Source organism: Streptomyces bambusae (assembly GCF_020532645.1).
Classification (GTDB): domain Bacteria; phylum Actinomycetota; class Actinomycetes; order Streptomycetales; family Streptomycetaceae; genus Streptomyces; species Streptomyces bambusae.
Genome location: NZ_JAJAUZ010000006.1, coordinates 46,008 through 64,606, shown reverse-complemented (window position 1 = coordinate 64,606; position 18,599 = coordinate 46,008). Strand labels below are relative to the sequence as shown.

The following is an 18,599-nucleotide window of genomic DNA, read 5'->3' as shown; positions in this document are numbered from 1 at the left end:
CCGCTGACATGTGGAAGGGTCTTGCCATGCACGGATACGGGTACGAGCACGGGCGGTACGGTGTGGGGACGGCCCCCGAAGCCGGTGGGGTCTGTCTGCTGACCGCCGTCGCTCCCCGCAAGGACGAGGGCAACAGCCCGACGGGGATCGTCGGCCGGCACCTGGCGCGCCTCCTCGTCGCAGCGGGCCGGCCGGTACGGGTCCTGGCCGAGCCGGAGGTGGGCGACGGCTGGCCCGCCGGGGCCGAGGTCGTGGCGGGCTCGGTCACCCGGCCCCTGGAGTGCGCGCGGGCCTTCGACGGCGTCGACTCCGTCTTCTTCGCCGGCGCCCGGCCGTCTTCGGTCCCCGACGCGCTCGCCCTCGCCCGCGACGGCGGCGCCCGCAAGGTGGTCCTCCTGTCCTCGCACGGCCCGGAGTACGAGGCGGCCAACCCGCCCGAGACCTGGTACTGGCTGGCGATCGAAAAGGCCGTCGAGGCCTCGGGCATCCCCTGGACGCACATCCGGCCGTCGGCCGTGATGGGCGCCGCCGTCGAGGGCACGTACCCGGCGACGGGGTCGGACTGGTTCGGCACCGTCCGCGCCGAGGGCGTCGTACGGGAGGCCTTCGCCGAGCGGGGTCACTACCCGTTCATCCACGAGGAGGACCTCGCCGCCGTCGCCGCCGCGGCCCTGACCGGCGACGAGCACAACGGCCGCATCCTGGAAGCCGTCGGACTCCCCCTGGCCACGAAGGAACGCATCCGCACCCTCGCCGCCGCCCTCGGCCGCGACATCGCGACGGTCGACCTGTCCCCGGACGAGGGCCGGGCCCGCTGGCGGGCCCTCGGCTGGCCCGACGGGGCGATCGACGTGACCCTCTTCGCCCTGGAGGCCTACGCCGACCGCTACGACGAACTCGTCCGCTGGACCCTCGACCAGCACCCGACCGTCCCCGAGCTCATCGGCCGCACCCCCCTCACGTACGACGACTGGGTCCGGGCGCACCTCACCCGGTTCAGGTGACGCCGCCGCGCGCAGGACCGCCCAGCGCAGCCAGTTCGGCCTCCAGTGTGTAGATCTCCAGCCTCACCCTGCCGGCCGGGCCGCCCTGCCAGGCGTGGCTGAACTGTGCCATACCCATGACGGGCATCTCCTTGCGCAGCAGCCGCGCCACTTCCTGGGACATGGCCTGGGCCTCCCTGCGCGAGTCTGCGGGCGAGCTCGTGAAAATGCGCACGACGGCGGGCAGCCGGCCGGCCAGTGCCGTATCGATGCGGGGAATCTGCCGGCGGACTTCTGCCGTGCGTTGCCCTGTGCCGTCCGCCGGCGTCCAGAGTTCCATGGGCAGGGTCACGATGGTGCGCGCGGGTTTCAGCCAGCCCGGGGACGGACGGGAAGAGGGCTGGGGCGCGGCAGAAGCACTCGGCTTCGCCGCGGGCCCCTCCTTGCCGTCGTCGTCGGCCGGTGCCAGGTACGTGCTCAGCGCCAGGCCCGCCGAAAGCGCGATCACGACGGCGGCCACGCCCTGGACCACCGGCCTGCGGCGGCGTCCCGGCATGGCGCGCGCACCTGGCGAGGCCGGGGAGTGGGCGAGGCGGTGCTCTGCCCGATCGAGGATCTCGTTGTCCTCCTCGCCGAGCGCCGCCGCCCGGTCGAGCGCTCCGGCCAGGTCGGCTCCGGCCGGCGAGTCACCGAGGGACGCCACGCCCGGCGGCAGCGGAACCGGAACGGGCAGTGGTTCGTCGGCGCTGTCCCCATCGGTGGCGGTCGCTTCTGCGTCGCCGCGCCGCAACTCGCCTCTGAGGTGTCCGACTTCGGCCCGTGTCCGGCGGAGCAGGGCTTCGGCTCGCTGGTGTCGGTGCTGTGCGCGCAGCAACTCCTCGCGGGTCCGCGTTTCCTGGTCACGGGCGAGGTCCAGTCTTTCCTGGATTCCGGCGGCCTCGGCGGCCCGGCTGCCGAGGAGGCCGTCCCGTTCCCGGGTGAGCGTCTCGATGTGCTGGTTCTGGAACTGGAGCATGGCCGTCAGAACGAAGACGATCTTCTCCGACCTGGTGAGGGCCTCGCGCAACTCGTTCCGCTGGTCGAGGGTTTGCGTCAGCCGCTCGTAGGTCTGGAGGTGCCCGGCCTGCACGGCGGCGACTTCGGCCACCACTTCCGGCGAAGGCGGTGGAGCCGCCTGCCGGGGGGCACGCACCGCGGCCAGGAGCGCCGCGGCCCGTTGGCGGTGCATCTCGTGCGTCCGGGCGTCCTTGGCGGCGGTCGCCGCGAGCAGTGCGTCGACGAAGGCTCCGTCCGGAAGGGCCTTCGCTGCCAGGACGCGGCTGATCTGGGACCGGGAGTACGGGATCCTTCCTTCCAGCGAACGGAGGCCGACCCCTGCCGCGGTCACCCGCTCACGTAGGAACCGGGCCAGCCGGGCTGCTTCCTCGGTGACGTCCGCGTCGGCACCGAGGTCGCTCCACGGCCGGCCGCGCTGCGTGTTCGCCAAAGATCATCCCCCGTCAGGTCCGATGCCCGCCCTCGGCTGCAGTCGGGACAACACCGGGACAACCAGGGCTTGTCCCGACCTTAGCGGCGAGGACACGACCGCACTGCATGGACAACCCAACGGCGGCCACCATTGCGGAAGTTGACCACCAGGCCGGCACGCCGGTCGGACCGGAGCGGAGAACGGACATGACCAAGACGCAGCACGGCACCGTCACAGCCCGACACGACTGGCACCTCCACCTGAACCGCACGGGCCTTCGGGTCGGTGCCGGCCGGCACTTGCGCGTGCGGGTGTCGCTCACGCTGCTCACCTGGGGCGTCGGCATGAGCGGCCTCGCCGCGACGGCGAGCCACTGGATCCGCTTCCTCCCGTGACCACGGCGGCCTCTGGTGCCGGTGCAGACCGATGACGGCCGCCACCGGCCCGACCGCGTTCCGGTCCCCGGGCGGGTCGCGTCAGGTCAGGTGGGCAGTGATGAGCTGTTCCCAGGAGTCGATGAAGGACGGGTAGTCGGCGGCGAACGCGTCGAGGGCGTCGGCAGCGGCCGGGGTGAGGGGGGTCATGTCGTAGGTGACCGTCACCGCACTGCCCGACACGGTTGCCGCGAGGGCGACGGTGACCGTGCCGGCGCGGACGCCCGGCGTGATCCGGCCGTAGGAAACCGTGTGCGGGAAGTCGCGAGCGGTGACCAGCCAGGTGGTCTCCTCTTCGGGGGTGGAGGTGAGCCAGACGGTTCCCGGGGCGGAGTCGTCCGGCGTGTCGACGGGGAAGACGGGTTCCCAGCCGGGCACCCAGTCACGCTCGCCTCGCGCGGTGAAGAGCCGGAAAGCCTCTTCGGGCGGCAGCGGGACCTCCAGCGCTGCGGTCAGGACGCGACGGTTCATTTCTCCTCCAGGGGGGCGGTGCGGGTCAGGAGCCGGACTCCATGATCCGCGACGCCCGGCCCGGGACGTCCTGGGAGCGCGCCTCGGGACCCCGCTGCCCGGCGGCTGTCCCTACTTCTTCTCCTTCACCTTGTCGGCGAGGTCGTCGAGCGTCTCCTTGAAGATCTTCCCGAAGTTGGAGAACCCGGTGCCGGCCTGGCGACGCACCTCGGCGAGTGCGATCTTGGCGTCGCCGATGGTCCTGTCGATTTCCGCACCCACCTGTTCGGCCTTGGCCCCGGCCGCGATGCCCACCCGGGCGAGGGCCACTTCGACGCTGGCCCGCTTGTGCCCTGATCCGTCGACCATGAGGGAGTCGAGCCCCACGCTCCGCACCATGGCGTTGTACTTGTCGTCGGTCAGCGTCTCTTCCAGCAGGTGCTCGGCCAGTGTTTTGAGGAGGTACTTTTCGTCGGGGTCCAACGAGATCGTCTCCGCGCGAGCTGGGGGCGGGGGCGGAGTGCCTGCGGAGACCTTGGCGACGAGCTTCTTGACGTCCTGCTCGATCTCGGCCGCGGTCCTCCTGGCACCGTCGACCAGGTCGTTCCACCGGGATTCCGCAGGAACGACCTCTTCCCGCACGGTCTGGAGGGTCTGTTCCACGAGCGGCAGGGCGGCGGACCGCAGGTCCCCGCTTTCGATCAGTTCCTGGCAAGCCCGGAACCTCTCCAGGCTTTCCTCGAGCACGGCCAGCCGGAGGGTGAACTCGTTCTGGAGCTCCGGGGACTTGCCCAGCCATCCCCCGGAGAGGAGAGAACGGACCTCACGTGCGGTCGCATAGCCCTCCAGGCACGCCTTCCGGACCAGCATTCCCTTGTGCGTCGGGTGCGGTCCGATGCCGATGACGGCGTCCAGGATCTTCTCCGTGCCCTGCACCTTCGACAGGACTTCGGCGACCGCCGACGCCCCGTCGCGCTCGGCGTAGTACTTCAGGATGTACTGCGCGGTGTCGACGATCTCCTGCACCAGAACGAGCTGCTCGGCGGCGGCTGCGACCCGCTGCCCTGCCTTCTGCTCCTGCGCCTGGAGCTCGCTCAGCTCCCAGAGACGGCGGGAGAGTTCGTCGTCGAATGCGCGCTGCCCGTCCGGTTCCGCACCAGTGGGCTGGTCCGCTCCGGTCTCGGGAGCCGGAGATTCGGCGTCGGCGATGCGCTGTTCGGCCTGCCGCCGGGTCTCCATGACCTTCCGCTTCTCTTCCCAGACGATCGACTGGAAGGCCTCGGCAGCCTCCTGGAGCGAGGGGATGGTGCTGGTGACCAGCTCCGGAATCCCCTGCTGCTGCCACTTCTCGATCTCCCGGATCAGCACTGCCGCCTTGCCCAGCTCGACGGCTCGCTGCTTCGCCGTGGCGGCCCGGACCACCCCCTCTTCGGTGATCGCGAGGGTTTCCGTTTCGGCTGCCGGGGAGGGCGGGGGCGGTGAGGTCATGCCGGTGCCTGTTCATGAGGTGGGGTGGTCGAAGGGGCCCGTGGGGCCGCCTTGCCTCATGAGTCTCCGCCGGTCCCGTGCGTTTGTCGTGGTCCGAAGGAGGAGTCATAGAGGAACCCCGGAGGCACCGAAAGGGCACGTCGGGCGGGTGCCGCCAGGTCTGTTCACGTTGTTGTTGATCGCGTTGTTGTTGATCGCGATGTCGTTGAAGGCCGTCAGCACGGCCGGCACTCTAGGCCGCGCCCACCGGATCGGCTCCCTCGTCCATGAGCAGCGTGCCCGTACGGGTCCGCAGGTGTACGGCCGACCGGCCCGTGCGGCGGGTCGTCACCAGGCCCGCACCGCGCAGCGCGCCCAGGTGCTGGGAGACGGCGCTCGCGGTGACCCCCAGGCGGGCGGCGAGGTCGGGGGTGCCGAGCGGCTCGCCGAGTTCGGCCAGCAGTGCGGCGCGGGTGCGGCCGAGGACGGCGGCGAGCCCTGCGGGCGTCGGACGGGGCTGCTCCCAGAGCAGCCCGACGCCGGACGCCGGGTAGCGGATGGAGGCGGCGGTGCGCGGCGAGTGGTCGACGACGACGTCCGGCCAGCCGAACACGGACGGCATCAGCACCAGCCCGTGCCCGCCCGCTTCGACCGTCCACACCGCACCCGCACGGCGGCGCCCGTGCACCACCAACTCGCCCTCCCGCCACACCACATCGCGGTGCAGCTGCGCGAAGAGGCCCGCCACCCCGCTGTCGACCAGCGCCACCGCCCGCCGCGCAAGGTCCGCCTCCAGCACGGCCCGCATCCGGCCCCAGTGCGGGGCCACCAGCCGGGCGTGACAGCGCGCCAGGGCACCGGCCACCCGTTCCACCAGCTCCGCCGGCTCCGGCAGTTGCCCGGCCCGGACGCCCAGCGCGGCGCACTCCGCCGCGACGTACGCCGGGTCCGTCGCCCGCAGGTCCGCCAGCTCGGCGTCGAAAGCGGGCAGGCGCTCCTGCGGCACCGGGAACAGGAACGACGGCAGGCAGCCTTCCAGCAGCGTCCGCAGCAACGGCAGCTCCGGTTCCGCCGCCAGCACCGGCTGCGCCTCGCCCACCCACGGCCGGTGCACCTCGTGCCCGCCGGCGCCGAGCGCCGCCCGTACGCCGAACACCGTCTCCGCGAGGGGCGACACCGCGAGCCGGACCCGCGCCACCTCGGCCGCCGAGAGGCGGATCTCCACCGGCATGTCCGTCCCCCGATCGTTTAGCCGTGGCTGAACGATAGCCGGACCCGGCCGCGGCCCCGCAGGCTGTCCGCCATGGAGACCTTCACCTCGTACGACGGCACCGCGCTCGCCTTCCGCACGCTCGGCGCCGGGCCGCCGCTGCTCTGCCTCCCCGGCGGCCCCGGCCGGGCCGCCGACTACCTCGGCGATCTCGGCGGCCTGTCCGCCCACCGCACCCTGATCCTGCCCGACACGCGCGGCACCGGCGCCTCCGCGATGCCTGCCGACCCGGCCACCTGCCGGGTCGACCGCCTGGTGGCCGACGTCGAGGCGCTCCGCCGCCACCTCGGCCTGGAACGCCTCGACCTGCTGGGCCACTCCGCCGGCGGGAGCCTCGCCATGCTCTACGCCGCGGCCCACCCCGACCGGCTGGACAGCCTGACCCTGGTCACCCCCTCGTTCGCCGCCGTCGGGCTGCCCTCCGACACCGGCGCGGCCGAGGTGATCGCCGCCCGTGCGGGCGAGCCCTGGCACGCCGACGCCGTTGCCGCGCACCGGCACATGAGGTCCGCGCGCACCTCCTCCGAGGCCGCGCCGTACCGGTTCGCCTTCGAGCCGCTGATGTACGGCCGCTGGGACGATGCCGCCCGTGCGCACGCCGCCGCCGACCCCGCCCAGCGTTCACTGCCGGTCAGCGAGCACTACTACAAGGACTACACACCCGACACCGAGGACCTCCGGCAGCGCCTGGCCGCCCTGCCCTGCCCCGTCCTGCTCCTCGCGGGCGAACTGGACCTGTGGCCCACCGCCCGGTCGGCCGCGGACGCGTCCCCCCTCTTCTCCAGCACACAGCTCACCGTCCAGCCGAACGCCGGCCACTACCCCTGGCTGGACGACCCGTCGACGTTCACCACGACGGTGGCTGACTTCCTCACCGGGCGCCCACCCGGTCCTGAAGCGGCCCTCACCGGCCCAGTTCCTCGGCGAGCCCCACGATGATGCCGGCCGGGCCACGGAGGTAGCAGAGGAGGTAGCTGTCCTCGTAGCGGGCGATCTCGCCGACGAGTTCCGCGCCGTGGGGGCGCAGGCGGGCGACGGTGTCCTCGATGTCGTCGACGGCGAACATGACGCGGTGCGTGCCCAGGACGTTGTGCGGCCGGTTCCGCCGACCGTCGTCGATCACCGCGGGGGTGTGGTATTTCGCCAGCTCGATCCGGCTGTGGCCGTCCGGGGTTCGCAGCATCGCGATGTCGCAGCGCACCCCGTCGAGCCCGGTGCACCGGTCGGCGAAGAGCCCTTGGACCTCGGTCCTTCCCTCCACTTCCATCCCGAGTTCCACGAAGAACGCGACGGCGCCGTCCATGTCCTCGACGACGATCCCCACGTTGTCCATCCGCCGAATCCCCATGCCTGCTCCTCCTTCTCCGGCAGACACCCACCTTGCCGGATCGCCCCGGCAGCGGGCGTCTCCCACACCGGCCGCCCGGGCGTTACAGCCAGCCCTTGTCCCGGGCCGACCGGGCCGCTTCCGTGCGGTTGCGGGCGGAGAGTTTCCGGATGGCTGTGGAGAGGTAGTTGCGGACCGTGCCCTGGGAGAGGTGGAGGGCGGCGGCGAGTTCGGCGTTGGTGGCGCCGCCGGCCGCGGCGCGCAGGACTTCGCGTTCGCGGTCGGTCAGGGGGTTCGCGCCTTCGGCCAGGGCGGCTGCCGCCAGGGTCGGGTCGATGACCCGCTCGCCCGCCAGGACCCGTCGTACGGCATCGGCCAGTCGGGCCGCGGGGGCGTCCTTGACGAGGAAGGCCGAGGCGCCGGCCTCCATCGCGCCGCGCAGGTAGCCGGGCCGTCCGAAGGTGGTCAACACGACGACCTTCACACCGGGCAGCTCCGCGCGCAGGACGGCGGCGGCTTCGATGCCCGTCATGCCCGGCATCTCGATGTCCAGCAGCGCCACGTCCACCTCGTGCGCCCGCGCCACGGCCAGGACCTCGTCGCCGCGGGCGGCCTGCGCCACCACCTCGATGTCCGGTTCCAGGCCCAGCAGGGCTGCCAGCGCCTCGCGGACCATCGACTGGTCCTCGGCGAGCAGGACCCGGATCGGGCGGGCGGGGGGTGTCATGGGGCCGATCCTAGGTCAGGCCCTACGGGCACGGTGGCGACGAGTTCGAAGCCGTTGCGGAGCGGGCCGGCCCGCAGGGTGCCGCGGACGGCGGCGAGGCGTTCGGTCAGGCCCGTGAGCCCGTTGCCGGGTGTGGCGGAGCCGCCGCTGCCGTCGTCGGCGACGCGCAGGGCGAGCATCGGGCCGTCCAGTGTCTGATGGGGCCGGAGGGAGACCGTGCAGCGCCGGGCGCCGCTGTGCCGCACGACGTTGGTGACGGCCTCGCGCAGCGCCCAGGCGAGGGCGGATTCGGCCTCCGGTGCGAGGTCCGGGAACCCGTCGTCTGCCGGCAGGTCCCCGTCGATGCCGGCGGCGGCCAACGCGGTGCGGGCGCCCGCGAGTTCACCGGGCAGGGTGGGTCTCCGGTAGCCGGTCACGGCCTCCCGTACGTCGACCAGCGCCTGTCGGCTGACGCGTTCGATGTCGGCGACCTGCAGGGCCGCCTGCTCGGGGTGGTCGGGCAGCATCCGGCCAGCGAGTTCGCTCTTGATGGTGACCAGGCTGAGCGAGTGGCCGAGCAGGTCGTGCAGGTCGCGGGCGAGCCGCAGGCGCTCCTCGTTGGCGGCGAGCTGGGCCACCGTGGCGCGGGCCCGGCGCAGTTCCTGGGTGGTGCGGATGAGCTGCCGCACGCCGACCATCGCGAACCCGCCGAGCAGCGCGGGCACCACCAGCCCGACGAGGTACGAGGTGCCGTCGGGCACCGCGTACCCGACGGCCACCAGCAGGGCGGTGGCGGCGGGCACCGTCCAGCGGGCGGTCCGCGCGGGCAGGGAGGCTCCCGAGGCGATCGACACGTAGACGAACAGGACCAGCCACTCGCGGCCGAGCGAGAGGGACAGCGCCAGCGCGAGGAAGCCGAGCACGGCCAGGTTGAGCAGCATCCGGCGGGCGGACGTGCCGCGGTCGGCGCGGAAGATCAGCACCAGGTACCAGGCAACGAAGCAGGCCAGCCCCAGGGCGCCGAGGGCCCGGGCGCCGCTGCCGTGCCCGCCGCGGACGAGGTCGGTCACGGGTGCGCCGAGGTAGAACAGCCAGACGACGGTCCACAGGGCCTTGACCGCCGTCTGCCGCCGGGTCTCGGGCGTGGGCAGGGAGGACGTCGCCCGGGTGCCGTAGCCGAAGAAGTCCGTGGTCTCCCGCGGCTGCGGCGCGGACGGCTGCATCGTGTTCATCCCTTCAGTGTGTCCTTGCGGTACAGCCAGGCGGCGCCTCCTGCGAAGAGGACGAAGTACGCGGCGAGGAGGGCGACGTCGCCGGGCCGGGGGGCGGAGCCGAGTTCGATGGCCTGGCCGAGTGAGGCGTAGGCGTGGGTGGGCAGCCACCGGGCGATGTCCTGGAGCCACTGCGGGTAGACGGCGGTCGGCATCCAGAGGCCGCCGAGGATCGACAGGGCGAAGTAGACGATCATCGTGACGGGCCGGGCGGTGTCGCCGCTGACGAGGTAGCCGATGGCGACGCCGAGGGCGGCGAACACGAGGCTGCCGGCCCAGATGGCGCCGGTGAGGGCGGCCCATTGCCAGGTCTCCAGGCGGATGCCCTTGGTGGCGGCGGCGACCGCGAAGACCACCACGATGGCCGGCAGGCTGACCACGGCGGAGCCGGCGACCTTGGCGAGAACGTAGCCGTGGCCTGGCAGGGCGGTCAGCCGCAGCTGGCGGACCCAGCCGCTCTCGCGTTCCTTGGCGATCCGTTCGCTGTTGCCCATGAGGACGGCGGTGAGGGCGCCGAAGGAGGCCATGGCGACCATGAAGTAGGCGGGCAGGGAGAGGGTGGTGCCCAGGACGCGGGTGGAGCCGGTCTGGGTGCCGCCGATCATCAGGAACAGGGCGGCGGGGTAGATCACCGTAAAGAACAGGAACTTCTTGTTCCGCAGCGCTCGGGTGATTTCGAGCTTCACGAGGGCGTTCACGGGCGGGCCTCCTCGGCTTCGGTCAGAGCGATGAAGGCCTGTTCCAGGCCCAGTCCGGCGACTTCGAGGTTGCGTGGGTAGAGCCCGAGGCCGTAGAGGGCGTGCACGGTGGCGTCGGCGTCGCGGGACTGGAGGCGGACCGTGCTGCCGTGGATTTCCGCGCGGGTCAGGTGCGGCAGGCCCCGCAGCTGTGCCGCGACGGCTGCGGACGGGCCGGAGGCGGAAGCCGGGTCGGGGCCGATGGCGGTGGCGGGGTCCGGGGCGGGGCCGATGGCGGGGTCCGGGCCGGGGTCCGGGTCCGGGTCCAGGTCGAAGGAGATCCGGCGGGCGCCGGCCTTCGCCTTGATCTCGGCGGCCGTGCCGTCGGCGAGCAGCCGGCCCCGGTGGAGGACCACCACCCGGTCGGCGACGGCGTCCGCCTCCTCCAGGTAGTGGGTGGCGAACAGGACCGAGCGGCCCTGGTCGGCCTGCTCGCGCATGGTGGCCCAGAAGGCCTGGCGGGTGGTGACGTCCATGCCGGTGGTGGGCTCGTCGAGCACGATGAGGTCGGCCGACCCGGCGGTCGCGAGCGCGAAGCGCACCCGCTGCTCCTGGCCGCCCGAGAGCTTGTTGACCATGCGGTCGGCGAGGGCCGTGACGCCGGCCCGGGCCAGGACCTCGTCCACCGGGTACGGGTTCGGGTGCAGGGCGCAGCCGAGCGCCACGAGCTCGCGTACGGAGACCTCCTCCATCAGGCCACCGCTCTGGAGCATGGCGCCGACCCGGCCGCGGGCGAGGGCCTGCTGCGGGGTGCCGCCGAAGAGCCGGACGGTGCCGGAGTCGGGGGTGCGCAGGCCGAGGAGGAGGTCGAGGGTGGAGGACTTGCCGGCTCCGTTGGGGCCGAGCAGGGCGACGGTCTCCCCCGGGTGCAGGTCGAGGGTGAGGCCGTCGACCGCGCGGACCCGGCCGTAGCTCTTGGTCACGTTCTGGAAGCTCACCACCGTGGTGCCGGCGGTCTTCACGGTCGTCGTCGTCATGCCCCCAGCTTCGTCGGCGCCGGGGTACGGGCGGCAGTGCCGGGTGTCGTGGGCTGCGCATGACATCTGTCATGCGGCCGGGTGCGCCGGTTGTCCGGGGTGCCGCGCGTCTGCCGGTGCCCGAGGTGCCGTGCGTCTGCCGGCCGGGGGACTGCGATGTGGCGGCCACCGGGCGCCGGTGGCCCGATCGGAAGCGGCTGAGTGCCGCGAAGCGCTCCGGAACATACGTCGGCGTGCCCGCGCCACTCGGTGGCGCGGGCACCCGGCGTCAGGTCACCATTGAGATCCGAGGGCTACGAACACGTCAATGGCAGGCATGTTCCGGCTCGGGTCCCCATGCTCCACTTCAGTGCGATTCGAATAGATCCGGTTGTTGATGTTCACCGGCACCCCTTGCCGTCCCGCCGCGTTGGCGGAAAGGAGCCGGGTGAGGGCCGCCCAGCTGGTTTCCATTTCGGCACCGAAGGGGCCCAGGTGGCTGTACCTGTTGTTTCCGTCGATGTCAGAACCGCTCCGGATCGTGTTGAGGATGCGGTTCTGGATCCATCCGAATCGTGCGGCTTCGGATACTGCGGCCACGACCTGAGTGAGGGAGCGTGCGGCCGCGATGGCCGGAGGGGTGTTCTGACCTATGGTTCCCCTGAGGTCGACAAGCCTGTTGATGTCGCTTCGCAGCCCCAGGAACGACGTGTCGGCGCGCCACTCGTCCCGGGAGAAATCGTTGTAGTTTTCACCGAACGGCAGGTAGGTGAAATGCCCCGGCTGCAGCCCGCCGTGGACCGCGTTGTACGAGGCCACGACGCGATTCACGTCCGTGCCCCTGAAGAGATACCTGCTTTGCGGCGTGAAGAACCCCACTGCGTACAGATTTCTCGCATCGAGGATGAGGGACAGGCGATGCGGCACCGCCTGATTCGACGAATCCATCAGCGCAACTTCGATATACCTGTTCGAATTGCGGTCGGTTACCGAATAGGTGGCACCGTGGTGCGGCGGAATTCCGGTGCTTGCGTATTCCCGAACCGATGCCAGCATCGACCAGTAGGAGTTCGCCGCGTACGAGCTGGACGTATTGGGCTGGAGGTTCGTGATGTCCCAGTCCACGCGAACCCACCGAGGCGTTACTGCGGTCGCGGTCGAGGCGGGGGCCTGCGTGAGTCCGACAGATGCCACCAACGCCAGAATCAATACCATGATTCGCCCGAACATCGGGCGGGCGGATAAGTTGATTTTCATTCGGCAGGTTCTCCCTGTTTGGTCGAGAAGCGGACCCGGACGGCCGTTGGCCCCACGCTACGAGCCACCGCTGACGACTCACACACGTCTCGCACACGTCTCGCACACGTCTCGCTGACGCGAACCCGCGGAACGCGTCGTCCCGGGTGAAGCCCTCGGTGGCGGGACGTCAGCCCGACGGCACGGCCCGCCCGGCGCCCACTCCGTACGGCGCTCGCGCAGGTGCGCCTGACGTCAGCGGGGGCACGCATGCGACCGGGCTATTTATCAAACGGGTCGACCTGTAATGTAAGTCGTGTGACCAACTCACCGGCTCCCAGAGGCCGTCCCAGAGATCCCCGTACCCACGAGGCCATTCTTCGCGCGACCGTCGAGCTGGTGACGGAGAGCGGCTATGCCGGTACGTCCATCGGAGCGGTGGCCGGGCGTGCCGGTGTCGGCAAGGACACGGTCTACCGGCGGTGGTCCGGCAAGCCGGAGCTGGTGTTCGAGGCGGTGTTCACCACCACCGAGCGGGCTCCGGTTCCGGACACCGGCACGCTGGCCGGGGATCTGGCCGCCCTGGTGCGGGGGCTGGTCGAGGAGTTCCGGGCGCCGGCCGCCGCTGCGGCCCTCCCTGGGCTGCTCGCCGACTTCGCCGCCGATCCCGTCCTGAGCGGGCGGATCCGCGGGGACTTCCTCGCTCCGGCGAAGGAGCGGCTGCTGATCGTCTTCGAACGCGCCGTGCTGCGCGGGGAGACCGCGCCGGACACTCCCGTGGACCTGGTGCTGGACACGCTGGCCGGAGCAGTGCTCTTCCACGTCGGGCTGATCGGGGAGCAGCCCGACGGGCAACTGGCCGAGAAACTGGCCGCCATCGTCACCAAGGGGGTCGGGACACGATGAACGGTTGGCTCCTCGCAGCAGGCGTGGTCGCGTTCGGCGTGGCGGGGATACACATGACCGCCGGCCACAAGGACGTCGTACGCCCCCTGCTGACCGGCGATCTGGCCGCGGAACCCCGGGGCGCGCTGCACGCCGTCTGGCACATGGTCACGGCGGACCTGGTGCTGTCCGCGGCCGCACTGCTCTGGCTCTCGGTGGCGGACGGGACGGCGGGGCGTGCACTCGTCGCGTGGTTCGTCGCGGCGCATTTCCTCGCCTACGCGGCGGTGTTCCTGGCGGTGACCCTGTCGATGGGGTGGTCCAGGCCGCTGCTGCGGCTGCCGCAGTGGATCCTGCTGCTGCCGGTGGCCGTGCTGGCCGGGGCGGGCGCCGCGTAAGACACCGGCGCCTTTCGACGGCGCGGGCTGATTTGCGTACGGTCCATGCCACTTGAGGGACGGGGCGACCGCCGCCGCGGCCGACCGGGACGGCTGTGCCCGGCCCGGCCGTCCGGAGGCGGGCACCGCCCGCCACCTCGGCCTGCGTCCGCGACCTGACCGCGTCCGGCCCCCGTCCGGAAGCGCGGCGGCGGGCTGCGGATCGAGGCACGCGTACCCGCACATCTGTTTGATGATTGGCCGGTTCTGATAGCCACCACAGCAAGGTTCTCCGGTGGATGCTGGGGCACCGTGCACATCCCGCGACTCGCAGGAGGTTCCGCATGACCGTCATGTCCACCACACGTACGGACGAGATCGTCACCGCCTGGCTCCAGGGAGCGGAGACGGCCTTCGGCACCGACAACCCGGCCGGCCCGCTCTACGTGGGCGGTGCGGCCGGTGAGGCCGCGCTGACCGACGCCACCGACGCACTGATCACCGGATGCAGCAGCTGTACCGGCTCGTGGCACAGCTACTGCTGCTGACGCACCACCGTTCAGAACACCGTTCAGCACCACCCGCGAGGCCGGGGGACCCGCACGGGTCCCCCGGCCTCGCGCCGGGCGTACGAACCCAATCAGCGTCGGGAGAGGACTCAGCATGGTGGAACCGGTGGCAGCGGCCCGCACGGCCGACGGGCCCCCGCCCGAGGGCTGGTTCGCGGCACCGGTGGGCGTCTTCGCCGGCCCGCTGCTCGCGGAACTGGACGACCGGATCCCCGGCATCACCGGGCTGGCCCCCGACGAACGCGAGGTGCTGCGCGAGGCGACCCGCGAGGCCCTGAACAGGACCCTCCAGCTCCGCCTCAACCGGGTTCTCCTGCTGGAACTCCGGGCCGCCGCCCTGGCCGGAGAACTGCCCGGCGCCGACCCGGCCGCCCGCTGGGACTCCTTCCTCCGGCACGCCGCCACCCCCGCATTCCTCGGGTCCCTGCACGACCGGTACCCGGCGCTGCACCCACGGGCCCTCGCCTCCGGGCGCCTCCTGATCGACGGCGCCGTCGAACTGGGGGCGCGGCTCGCGGCGGACCGCCAGGCCATCACCGGCCTGCTCGGCCGCGCCCCGGGGCCACTGCGCGCGCTGGAACTCGCCCGCGGCGACACCCACCAGGGCGGACGGGCGGTGGCCCGGCTGGTCTTCGAGGACGCCGCCCTCATGTACAAGCCGCGGCCGGTGGAAGTGGACGCCGCGCTGCGCTCGTTCGTCTCCGCCGTGCCGGGCGGGGCGGACCTCGGCGTACCGCAGGCGGTGGTCCGGCACGGCTACGGGTGGACCGAACACCTCGACCACCGCCACTGCCGTGACGAGGCCGAACTCGCCCGCTTCTACCGCGCCCTGGGCGGCTGGCTGGCGGTGATGCGCCTCCTCGGCGGGACCGACCTGCACGCCGAGAACCTGGTGGCCCACGGCCCGGTGCCCGCCGTGGTCGACGCCGAAGCCCTCTTCACGCCCGACGTGGACGTCCCGCCCAGCGGACGCGGCGACGCCGTGGACCGGGCCGCACGGACCATCCGCAACACCGTGCTGCGCACCGGCATCCTCCCGCTGCGCACCGACGGCTACGCCCTCGCCGGTGTCGACCTCTCCGCCGCGGGCGGCCTGCCCGGTCAGCAGCCGAGCATCCGCGTCCCGGTCATCGCCGACGGCGGGCTGGACACCGCCCGGATGGAGATCGGCGTGGTCGACCTGCCCCCGGCCCGCAACCACCCCAGCCCGGAGCCCGTACTGATCCGCCACTGGGACCAGGTGCTCACCGGCTTCGACTCCCTCACCGGGGCGCTGGCCGAACTCGATGCACGCGGTGAACTCGCCACGCTCATGAAGGTGTTCGACGGATGCCGGGTCCGCAGGGTCCGGCGGCCCACACAGACCTACTCGGACATCGGCCGGATGCTCTGGCACCCCGCTTCGCTGCACGACCCCGCCGCCGCCCTGGAGCGGGGCCGGGACATCCTCCGGCGCAACGCCCTCGCCGCCCCGGGTGCACCCCGCGACCCGGACGTCATCGAGGGCGAGATCGCGGACCTGCTGGTCGGCGACGTCCCCGTGTTCGACGAGCACGTGGACGGCACGCAACTGGCCGCCTTCCTGACCGGGTGGCGCCGGGCCGACCTCGCCCGGGAGCGGGACACCATCCGCAGCGCACTGGTCGGCGCCTACCTCAACGAACGCCGGCTCCCCGACCGGGTCCGCACGCCCGCCCTCACACCGAGCACGGCGGACCTCGACCGGCGACGGCGCACGCTGGCGGCCGAGGTCCTGACGACGGTCTGCGCAGCGGCCGTACGCGGTGCCGACGCGACCGCGACCTGGATCAGTCCGGTGCTCACCGACTTCGGCTGGGCGATCCGCCCGCTCGGCGCGGACCTCTACACCGGGCAGGGCGGGGTCGCGCTCGCCCTCGCGGAGTACGTGCAGGAGCAGCGGGCCGGGCGGGCCGATCCGGTGGCCGGTGCCGAGTCCGTCCTGGCCGGCACCCTGGAGGTGCTCGCCGCCACCGAGGACCTCACGCCCACCCGCCCGGTCGGCGGGTTCACCGGCATCGCCTCGCAGGTGTGGACCTGGTGCGCCCTGCACCGCCTGCTCGGCACGCCCGGGCTGCTGGACCGCGCCCGCGGCAGGGCGGCGCTGCTGACCCCGGCGGCCATCGCCGAGGACCGGGCGCTGGACGTGCTCGGCGGGGCGGCGGGCGTGATCGTCCCGCTGCTCGGACTCGCCGAACTCACCGGCGAGGATCAGTGGTTGGGCATCGCCGCGGAGGCCGGACGGCATCTGGAACGGACCGCGATCGTCGACGACCGCGGAGCGCGGTGGTCCACCGCGATGTTCCCCGAGGGCATCGGCGGCTTCGCCCACGGCGCCACCGGCGCCGGCTGGGCCCTCACCCGGCTCGCCCTCTCCGCCGCCGCGAGCCCGGCCGACCGGCGGCGCTGGTACGAACTCGGCTCCCTGGCCCAGGACTTCGAGGAGACGCTCTACTCCCCCGCGGTACGGGCCTGGGCCGATGCCCGCGTCGGCGGCGAGGTCGACCACCCCACCGCGTGGTGCCACGGCAGCACGGGCATCGGCCTGGCAGCCGTCGACCTCCACGAACGCACCGGCGATCCGCGGCATCCGGACACCGCGCTGCGCTCGGTACCGGCCGGCCTGCGCGAGGGCTTCGGCTGGAGCCACACCCTGTGCCACGGCGATCTCGGACTCTGGGAACTCCTGCACCGCGTACGCCCGTTGGGAGGCTACGAAGGCCCCTCCGCCGCGCAGGCCGACGGCGAGCTGCTCGCGGGAATCGAACAGCGCGGCCCGGTCGGCGGCCTCGCCAAAGAGGCGTTCGCGCCGGGACTTCTCCCCGGGCTCTCCGGAGTGGTCCACCACCTGCTGCGGATGCACCCCGAAGCCCGGCTCTGCTCCCCACTCCTCCTGGCCCTTCCCCCGGCACCGGGACCGGAACAAGGACAGGAACAAGGGCCGGCGCCGGGGCCGTAACAGGGGCCGGCACAGGGACCCGGGCCTCGACCGCGGGCGATGGCCCGGGTACGTACGCAGGGTGACTAGTGTGGCCCCATGTCTGTCACGTTGAGTTCCACACGGGCTGCGGCCGCTCTCCGCACATCGGCGCGGGTCTCCGCCCAGTCGCTGGTGGTCCTGGTCATGGCGGGGGTGACCCTGTGGGTCCTGGGCCGGATGTGGTCGGTCGTCTGGCCCCTCATAGTCGCTCTCCTCCTCACCACTCTGACCTGGCCGCTGGCCGCGTACCTGCGTCGCCGGGGGTGGGCGCCGACGCTGGCCGCCTCCGTGGTGACCGTGCTGTTCCTGCTCGTGGCCGCGGGGATCGTGGCGCTCATCGCCGTGCCCGTGGCCTCGCAGTCGGGCGAACTCGTCACGGGCGTGACCGAGGGTCTGCAGCGGCTGCGCGAGTGGGCGGCCGGCCCGCCGCTCAACATCGGCGACGAGCAGATCGCCGGCGCGTTCGACCAGGCCACCGACCGCCTCCAGAACAGCGTCGGCAGCGCGGTGTCCACCGTCGCCACGGGCGTGGGCACCGTCTTCAACGGGCTGGTCACGGCCGTCCTCGCGCTGTTCCTGATGTTCTTCTTCCTGAAGGACGGGCCGCGCTTCCTGCCCTGGCTCGCCCGCCAGCTCCCCGGCCGTCTCGCCACCGACGTCCCCGTGGTGGCGCGGCGCAGCTGGGAGACCCTGGGCTCGTTCGTCCGCTCCCAGGCCTTCGTGGGCCTGCTCGACGCCGTGTTCATCGGGCTGGGGCTGTGGATCGTGGGCGTGCCGCTGGTGCTGCCGCTGGCGGTGCTGACGTTCGTCTCCGCGTTCGTGCCGATCGTGGGAGCCCTGTTCGCCGGTCTCGTCGCGGTGCTCATCGCCCTGGTGTCGAACGGGCTGACGGACGCGCTGATCGTGCTGGCCATCATCGTCGTCGTGCAGCAGCTCGAAGGGAACGTCTTCCAGCCCATGATCCAGAGCCGCGGTCTGGGCCTCCACGCGGCGGTGATCCTGCTGGCCGTCACGCTGGGCGGCAGCCTGGCCGGCGTCGTGGGCAGCCTCCTGGCCGTGCCGGCGGCCGCCATGATCGCCGTGTTCTGGAACTACCTGCGCGACCAGCTCGGCGAGCCTCCGCAGGAGCCCGAGGCCGACCCCGTGCAGCCCGCCCCCGTCCCCTCGTAGGACCGGGGCGGGCCGACGGTCTCCGCGGCCGCCGCAAGGAGCGACTGCCCGCTCCGGCGGCGGCTTCGGCGTTCGTGGGACCGGTTCACCGCGCCGAGCCCGTACCGGAAGGCGACGGCGAGGCCGCCGCCGACGATCACCGCCAGTACCGCCGAAGCCGCCGGGAAGGAAGCGCCGGCCGTGGGATGCTCCGTACGTTCCGGGTTCCGGCGGCGTCCCGCTGCGCTAGGGGGTGTTGCGAAAGTCCCGCACGGCGCCCACGGCGCCCGGCACGCCCTCTCGCCGCACCGGCCGA

The 18,599-nt window shown here is 72.5% G+C and carries 18 protein-coding genes; 8 read left to right on the top strand and 10 right to left on the bottom strand.

Translation table 11 applies throughout. The features are described from left to right. Window positions 1-26 precede the first annotated feature (26 nt). A complete protein-coding gene (locus tag LG634_RS06255; protein WP_226732618.1) occupies window positions 27-1,004 on the top strand; it encodes an NAD(P)H-binding protein in 978 nt (325 codons plus the stop codon). Here LG634_RS06255 and LG634_RS06250 read toward each other — a convergent pair. Then, entirely contained in the window at window positions 997-2,469 is a 1,473-nt protein-coding gene (locus tag LG634_RS06250; RefSeq protein ID WP_226732617.1) for a helix-turn-helix domain-containing protein, read from the bottom strand. The genes LG634_RS06255 and LG634_RS06250 overlap by 8 nt on opposite strands. Window positions 2,470-2,657: 188 nt before the next feature. Here LG634_RS06250 and LG634_RS06245 point away from each other — a divergent pair, with 188 nt between their 5' ends. Continuing rightward, window positions 2,658-2,846: a hypothetical protein gene (locus LG634_RS06245; RefSeq protein WP_226732616.1), complete on the top strand. Its 189-nt coding sequence runs from the start codon at window positions 2,658-2,660 to the stop codon at window positions 2,844-2,846. A gap of 81 nt (window positions 2,847-2,927) precedes the next feature. Here LG634_RS06245 and LG634_RS06240 read toward each other — a convergent pair whose 3' ends face one another. The 3 genes from LG634_RS06240 to LG634_RS06230 all read right to left on the bottom strand — a co-directional run bounded on the left by LG634_RS06240 (window position 2,928) and on the right by LG634_RS06230 (window position 6,033). Next, window positions 2,928-3,356: a hypothetical protein gene (locus LG634_RS06240; RefSeq protein ID WP_226732615.1), complete on the bottom strand. Its 429-nt coding sequence runs from the start codon at window positions 3,354-3,356 to the stop codon at window positions 2,928-2,930. 111 nt (window positions 3,357-3,467) lie between these two features. Continuing rightward, window positions 3,468-4,823: a hypothetical protein gene (locus LG634_RS06235; RefSeq protein WP_226732614.1), complete on the bottom strand. Its 1,356-nt coding sequence runs from the start codon at window positions 4,821-4,823 to the stop codon at window positions 3,468-3,470. A gap of 232 nt (window positions 4,824-5,055) precedes the next feature. Further along, window positions 5,056-6,033, bottom strand: a complete 978-nt coding sequence (locus LG634_RS06230; protein ID WP_226732613.1) for an ArsR/SmtB family transcription factor — start codon at window positions 6,031-6,033, stop codon at window positions 5,056-5,058. A 72-nt stretch (window positions 6,034-6,105) separates the two neighbouring features. Between LG634_RS06230 and LG634_RS06225 the strand changes: the two genes are divergently transcribed. After that, the gene (locus LG634_RS06225; RefSeq protein WP_226732612.1) at window positions 6,106-7,011 is read left to right on the top strand and encodes an alpha/beta fold hydrolase; all 906 of its coding nucleotides are present in this window, start codon (window positions 6,106-6,108) and stop codon (window positions 7,009-7,011) included. Here LG634_RS06225 and LG634_RS06220 read toward each other — a convergent pair. The 6 genes from LG634_RS06220 to LG634_RS06195 form a co-directional block, all read right to left on the bottom strand. Further along, complete coding sequence (locus tag LG634_RS06220; protein ID WP_226732611.1) at window positions 6,977-7,420, bottom strand: VOC family protein; 444 nt, start codon at window positions 7,418-7,420, stop codon at window positions 6,977-6,979. The genes LG634_RS06225 and LG634_RS06220 overlap by 35 nt on opposite strands. Window positions 7,421-7,502: 82 nt before the next feature. Continuing rightward, window positions 7,503-8,126, bottom strand: a complete 624-nt coding sequence (locus tag LG634_RS06215) for a response regulator transcription factor (protein ID WP_226732610.1) — start codon at window positions 8,124-8,126, stop codon at window positions 7,503-7,505. Beyond that, window positions 8,123-9,328: a sensor histidine kinase gene (locus LG634_RS06210; protein WP_372482379.1), complete on the bottom strand. Its 1,206-nt coding sequence runs from the start codon at window positions 9,326-9,328 to the stop codon at window positions 8,123-8,125. Before LG634_RS06210 ends, LG634_RS06215 begins: the two co-directional genes overlap by 4 nt. A 5-nt stretch (window positions 9,329-9,333) precedes the next feature. Beyond that, entirely contained in the window at window positions 9,334-10,074 is a 741-nt protein-coding gene (locus tag LG634_RS06205; RefSeq protein ID WP_226732608.1) for an ABC transporter permease, read from the bottom strand. Beyond that, a complete protein-coding gene (locus tag LG634_RS06200) occupies window positions 10,071-11,090 on the bottom strand; it encodes an ABC transporter ATP-binding protein (protein WP_226732607.1) in 1,020 nt (339 codons plus the stop codon). Before LG634_RS06200 ends, LG634_RS06205 begins: the two co-directional genes overlap by 4 nt. 273 nt (window positions 11,091-11,363) lie before the next feature. After that, window positions 11,364-12,326, bottom strand: coding sequence for a ribosome-inactivating family protein (locus tag LG634_RS06195; RefSeq protein ID WP_226732606.1), 963 nt, complete (start codon window positions 12,324-12,326; stop codon window positions 11,364-11,366). A 249-nt stretch (window positions 12,327-12,575) separates the two neighbouring features. Here LG634_RS06195 and LG634_RS06190 point away from each other — a divergent pair, with 249 nt between their 5' ends. The 5 genes from LG634_RS06190 to LG634_RS06170 all read left to right on the top strand — a co-directional run bounded on the left by LG634_RS06190 (window position 12,576) and on the right by LG634_RS06170 (window position 18,304). Then, window positions 12,576-13,211, top strand: a complete 636-nt coding sequence (locus LG634_RS06190; protein WP_226732605.1) for a TetR/AcrR family transcriptional regulator — start codon at window positions 12,576-12,578, stop codon at window positions 13,209-13,211. After that, window positions 13,208-13,588, top strand: a complete 381-nt coding sequence (locus LG634_RS06185) for a hypothetical protein (protein ID WP_226732604.1) — start codon at window positions 13,208-13,210, stop codon at window positions 13,586-13,588. Before LG634_RS06190 ends, LG634_RS06185 begins: the two co-directional genes overlap by 4 nt. A 323-nt stretch (window positions 13,589-13,911) precedes the next feature. After that, window positions 13,912-14,115 (top strand): DUF6229 family protein, encoded by a 204-nt coding sequence (locus tag LG634_RS06180; RefSeq protein WP_226732603.1) that lies wholly within the window; start codon window positions 13,912-13,914, stop codon window positions 14,113-14,115. A gap of 115 nt (window positions 14,116-14,230) precedes the next feature. After that, window positions 14,231-17,113, top strand: coding sequence for a type 2 lanthipeptide synthetase LanM family protein (locus LG634_RS06175; RefSeq protein ID WP_226732602.1), 2,883 nt, complete (start codon window positions 14,231-14,233; stop codon window positions 17,111-17,113). A gap of 78 nt (window positions 17,114-17,191) precedes the next feature. Beyond that, on the top strand, window positions 17,192-18,304 hold the full coding sequence (locus LG634_RS06170; protein ID WP_226732601.1) for an AI-2E family transporter: 1,113 nt from the start codon (window positions 17,192-17,194) through the stop codon (window positions 18,302-18,304). Window positions 18,305-18,599 lie beyond the last annotated feature (295 nt).

Coding starts and splice junctions, on each gene's coding strand:
- LG634_RS06255 (WP_226732618.1), top strand. CDS start 27: ATGCACGGATACGGGTACGAGCACGGGCGGTACGGTGTGGGGACGGCC.
- LG634_RS06245 (WP_226732616.1), top strand. CDS start 2,658: ATGACCAAGACGCAGCACGGCACCGTCACAGCCCGACACGACTGGCAC.
- LG634_RS06240 (WP_226732615.1), bottom strand. CDS start 3,356: ATGAACCGTCGCGTCCTGACCGCAGCGCTGGAGGTCCCGCTGCCGCCC.
- LG634_RS06235 (WP_226732614.1), bottom strand. CDS start 4,823: ATGACCTCACCGCCCCCGCCCTCCCCGGCAGCCGAAACGGAAACCCTC.
- LG634_RS06230 (WP_226732613.1), bottom strand. CDS start 6,033: ATGCCGGTGGAGATCCGCCTCTCGGCGGCCGAGGTGGCGCGGGTCCGG.
- LG634_RS06225 (WP_226732612.1), top strand. CDS start 6,106: ATGGAGACCTTCACCTCGTACGACGGCACCGCGCTCGCCTTCCGCACG.
- LG634_RS06220 (WP_226732611.1), bottom strand. CDS start 7,420: ATGGGGATTCGGCGGATGGACAACGTGGGGATCGTCGTCGAGGACATG.
- LG634_RS06215 (WP_226732610.1), bottom strand. CDS start 8,126: ATGACACCCCCCGCCCGCCCGATCCGGGTCCTGCTCGCCGAGGACCAG.
- LG634_RS06210 (WP_372482379.1), bottom strand. CDS start 9,328: ATGCAGCCGTCCGCGCCGCAGCCGCGGGAGACCACGGACTTCTTCGGC.
- LG634_RS06200 (WP_226732607.1), bottom strand. CDS start 11,090: ATGACGACGACGACCGTGAAGACCGCCGGCACCACGGTGGTGAGCTTC.
- LG634_RS06195 (WP_226732606.1), bottom strand. CDS start 12,326: ATGAAAATCAACTTATCCGCCCGCCCGATGTTCGGGCGAATCATGGTA.
- LG634_RS06190 (WP_226732605.1), top strand. CDS start 12,576: ATGCGACCGGGCTATTTATCAAACGGGTCGACCTGTAATGTAAGTCGT.
- LG634_RS06185 (WP_226732604.1), top strand. CDS start 13,208: ATGAACGGTTGGCTCCTCGCAGCAGGCGTGGTCGCGTTCGGCGTGGCG.
- LG634_RS06180 (WP_226732603.1), top strand. CDS start 13,912: ATGACCGTCATGTCCACCACACGTACGGACGAGATCGTCACCGCCTGG.
- LG634_RS06175 (WP_226732602.1), top strand. CDS start 14,231: ATGGTGGAACCGGTGGCAGCGGCCCGCACGGCCGACGGGCCCCCGCCC.
- LG634_RS06170 (WP_226732601.1), top strand. CDS start 17,192: ATGTCTGTCACGTTGAGTTCCACACGGGCTGCGGCCGCTCTCCGCACA.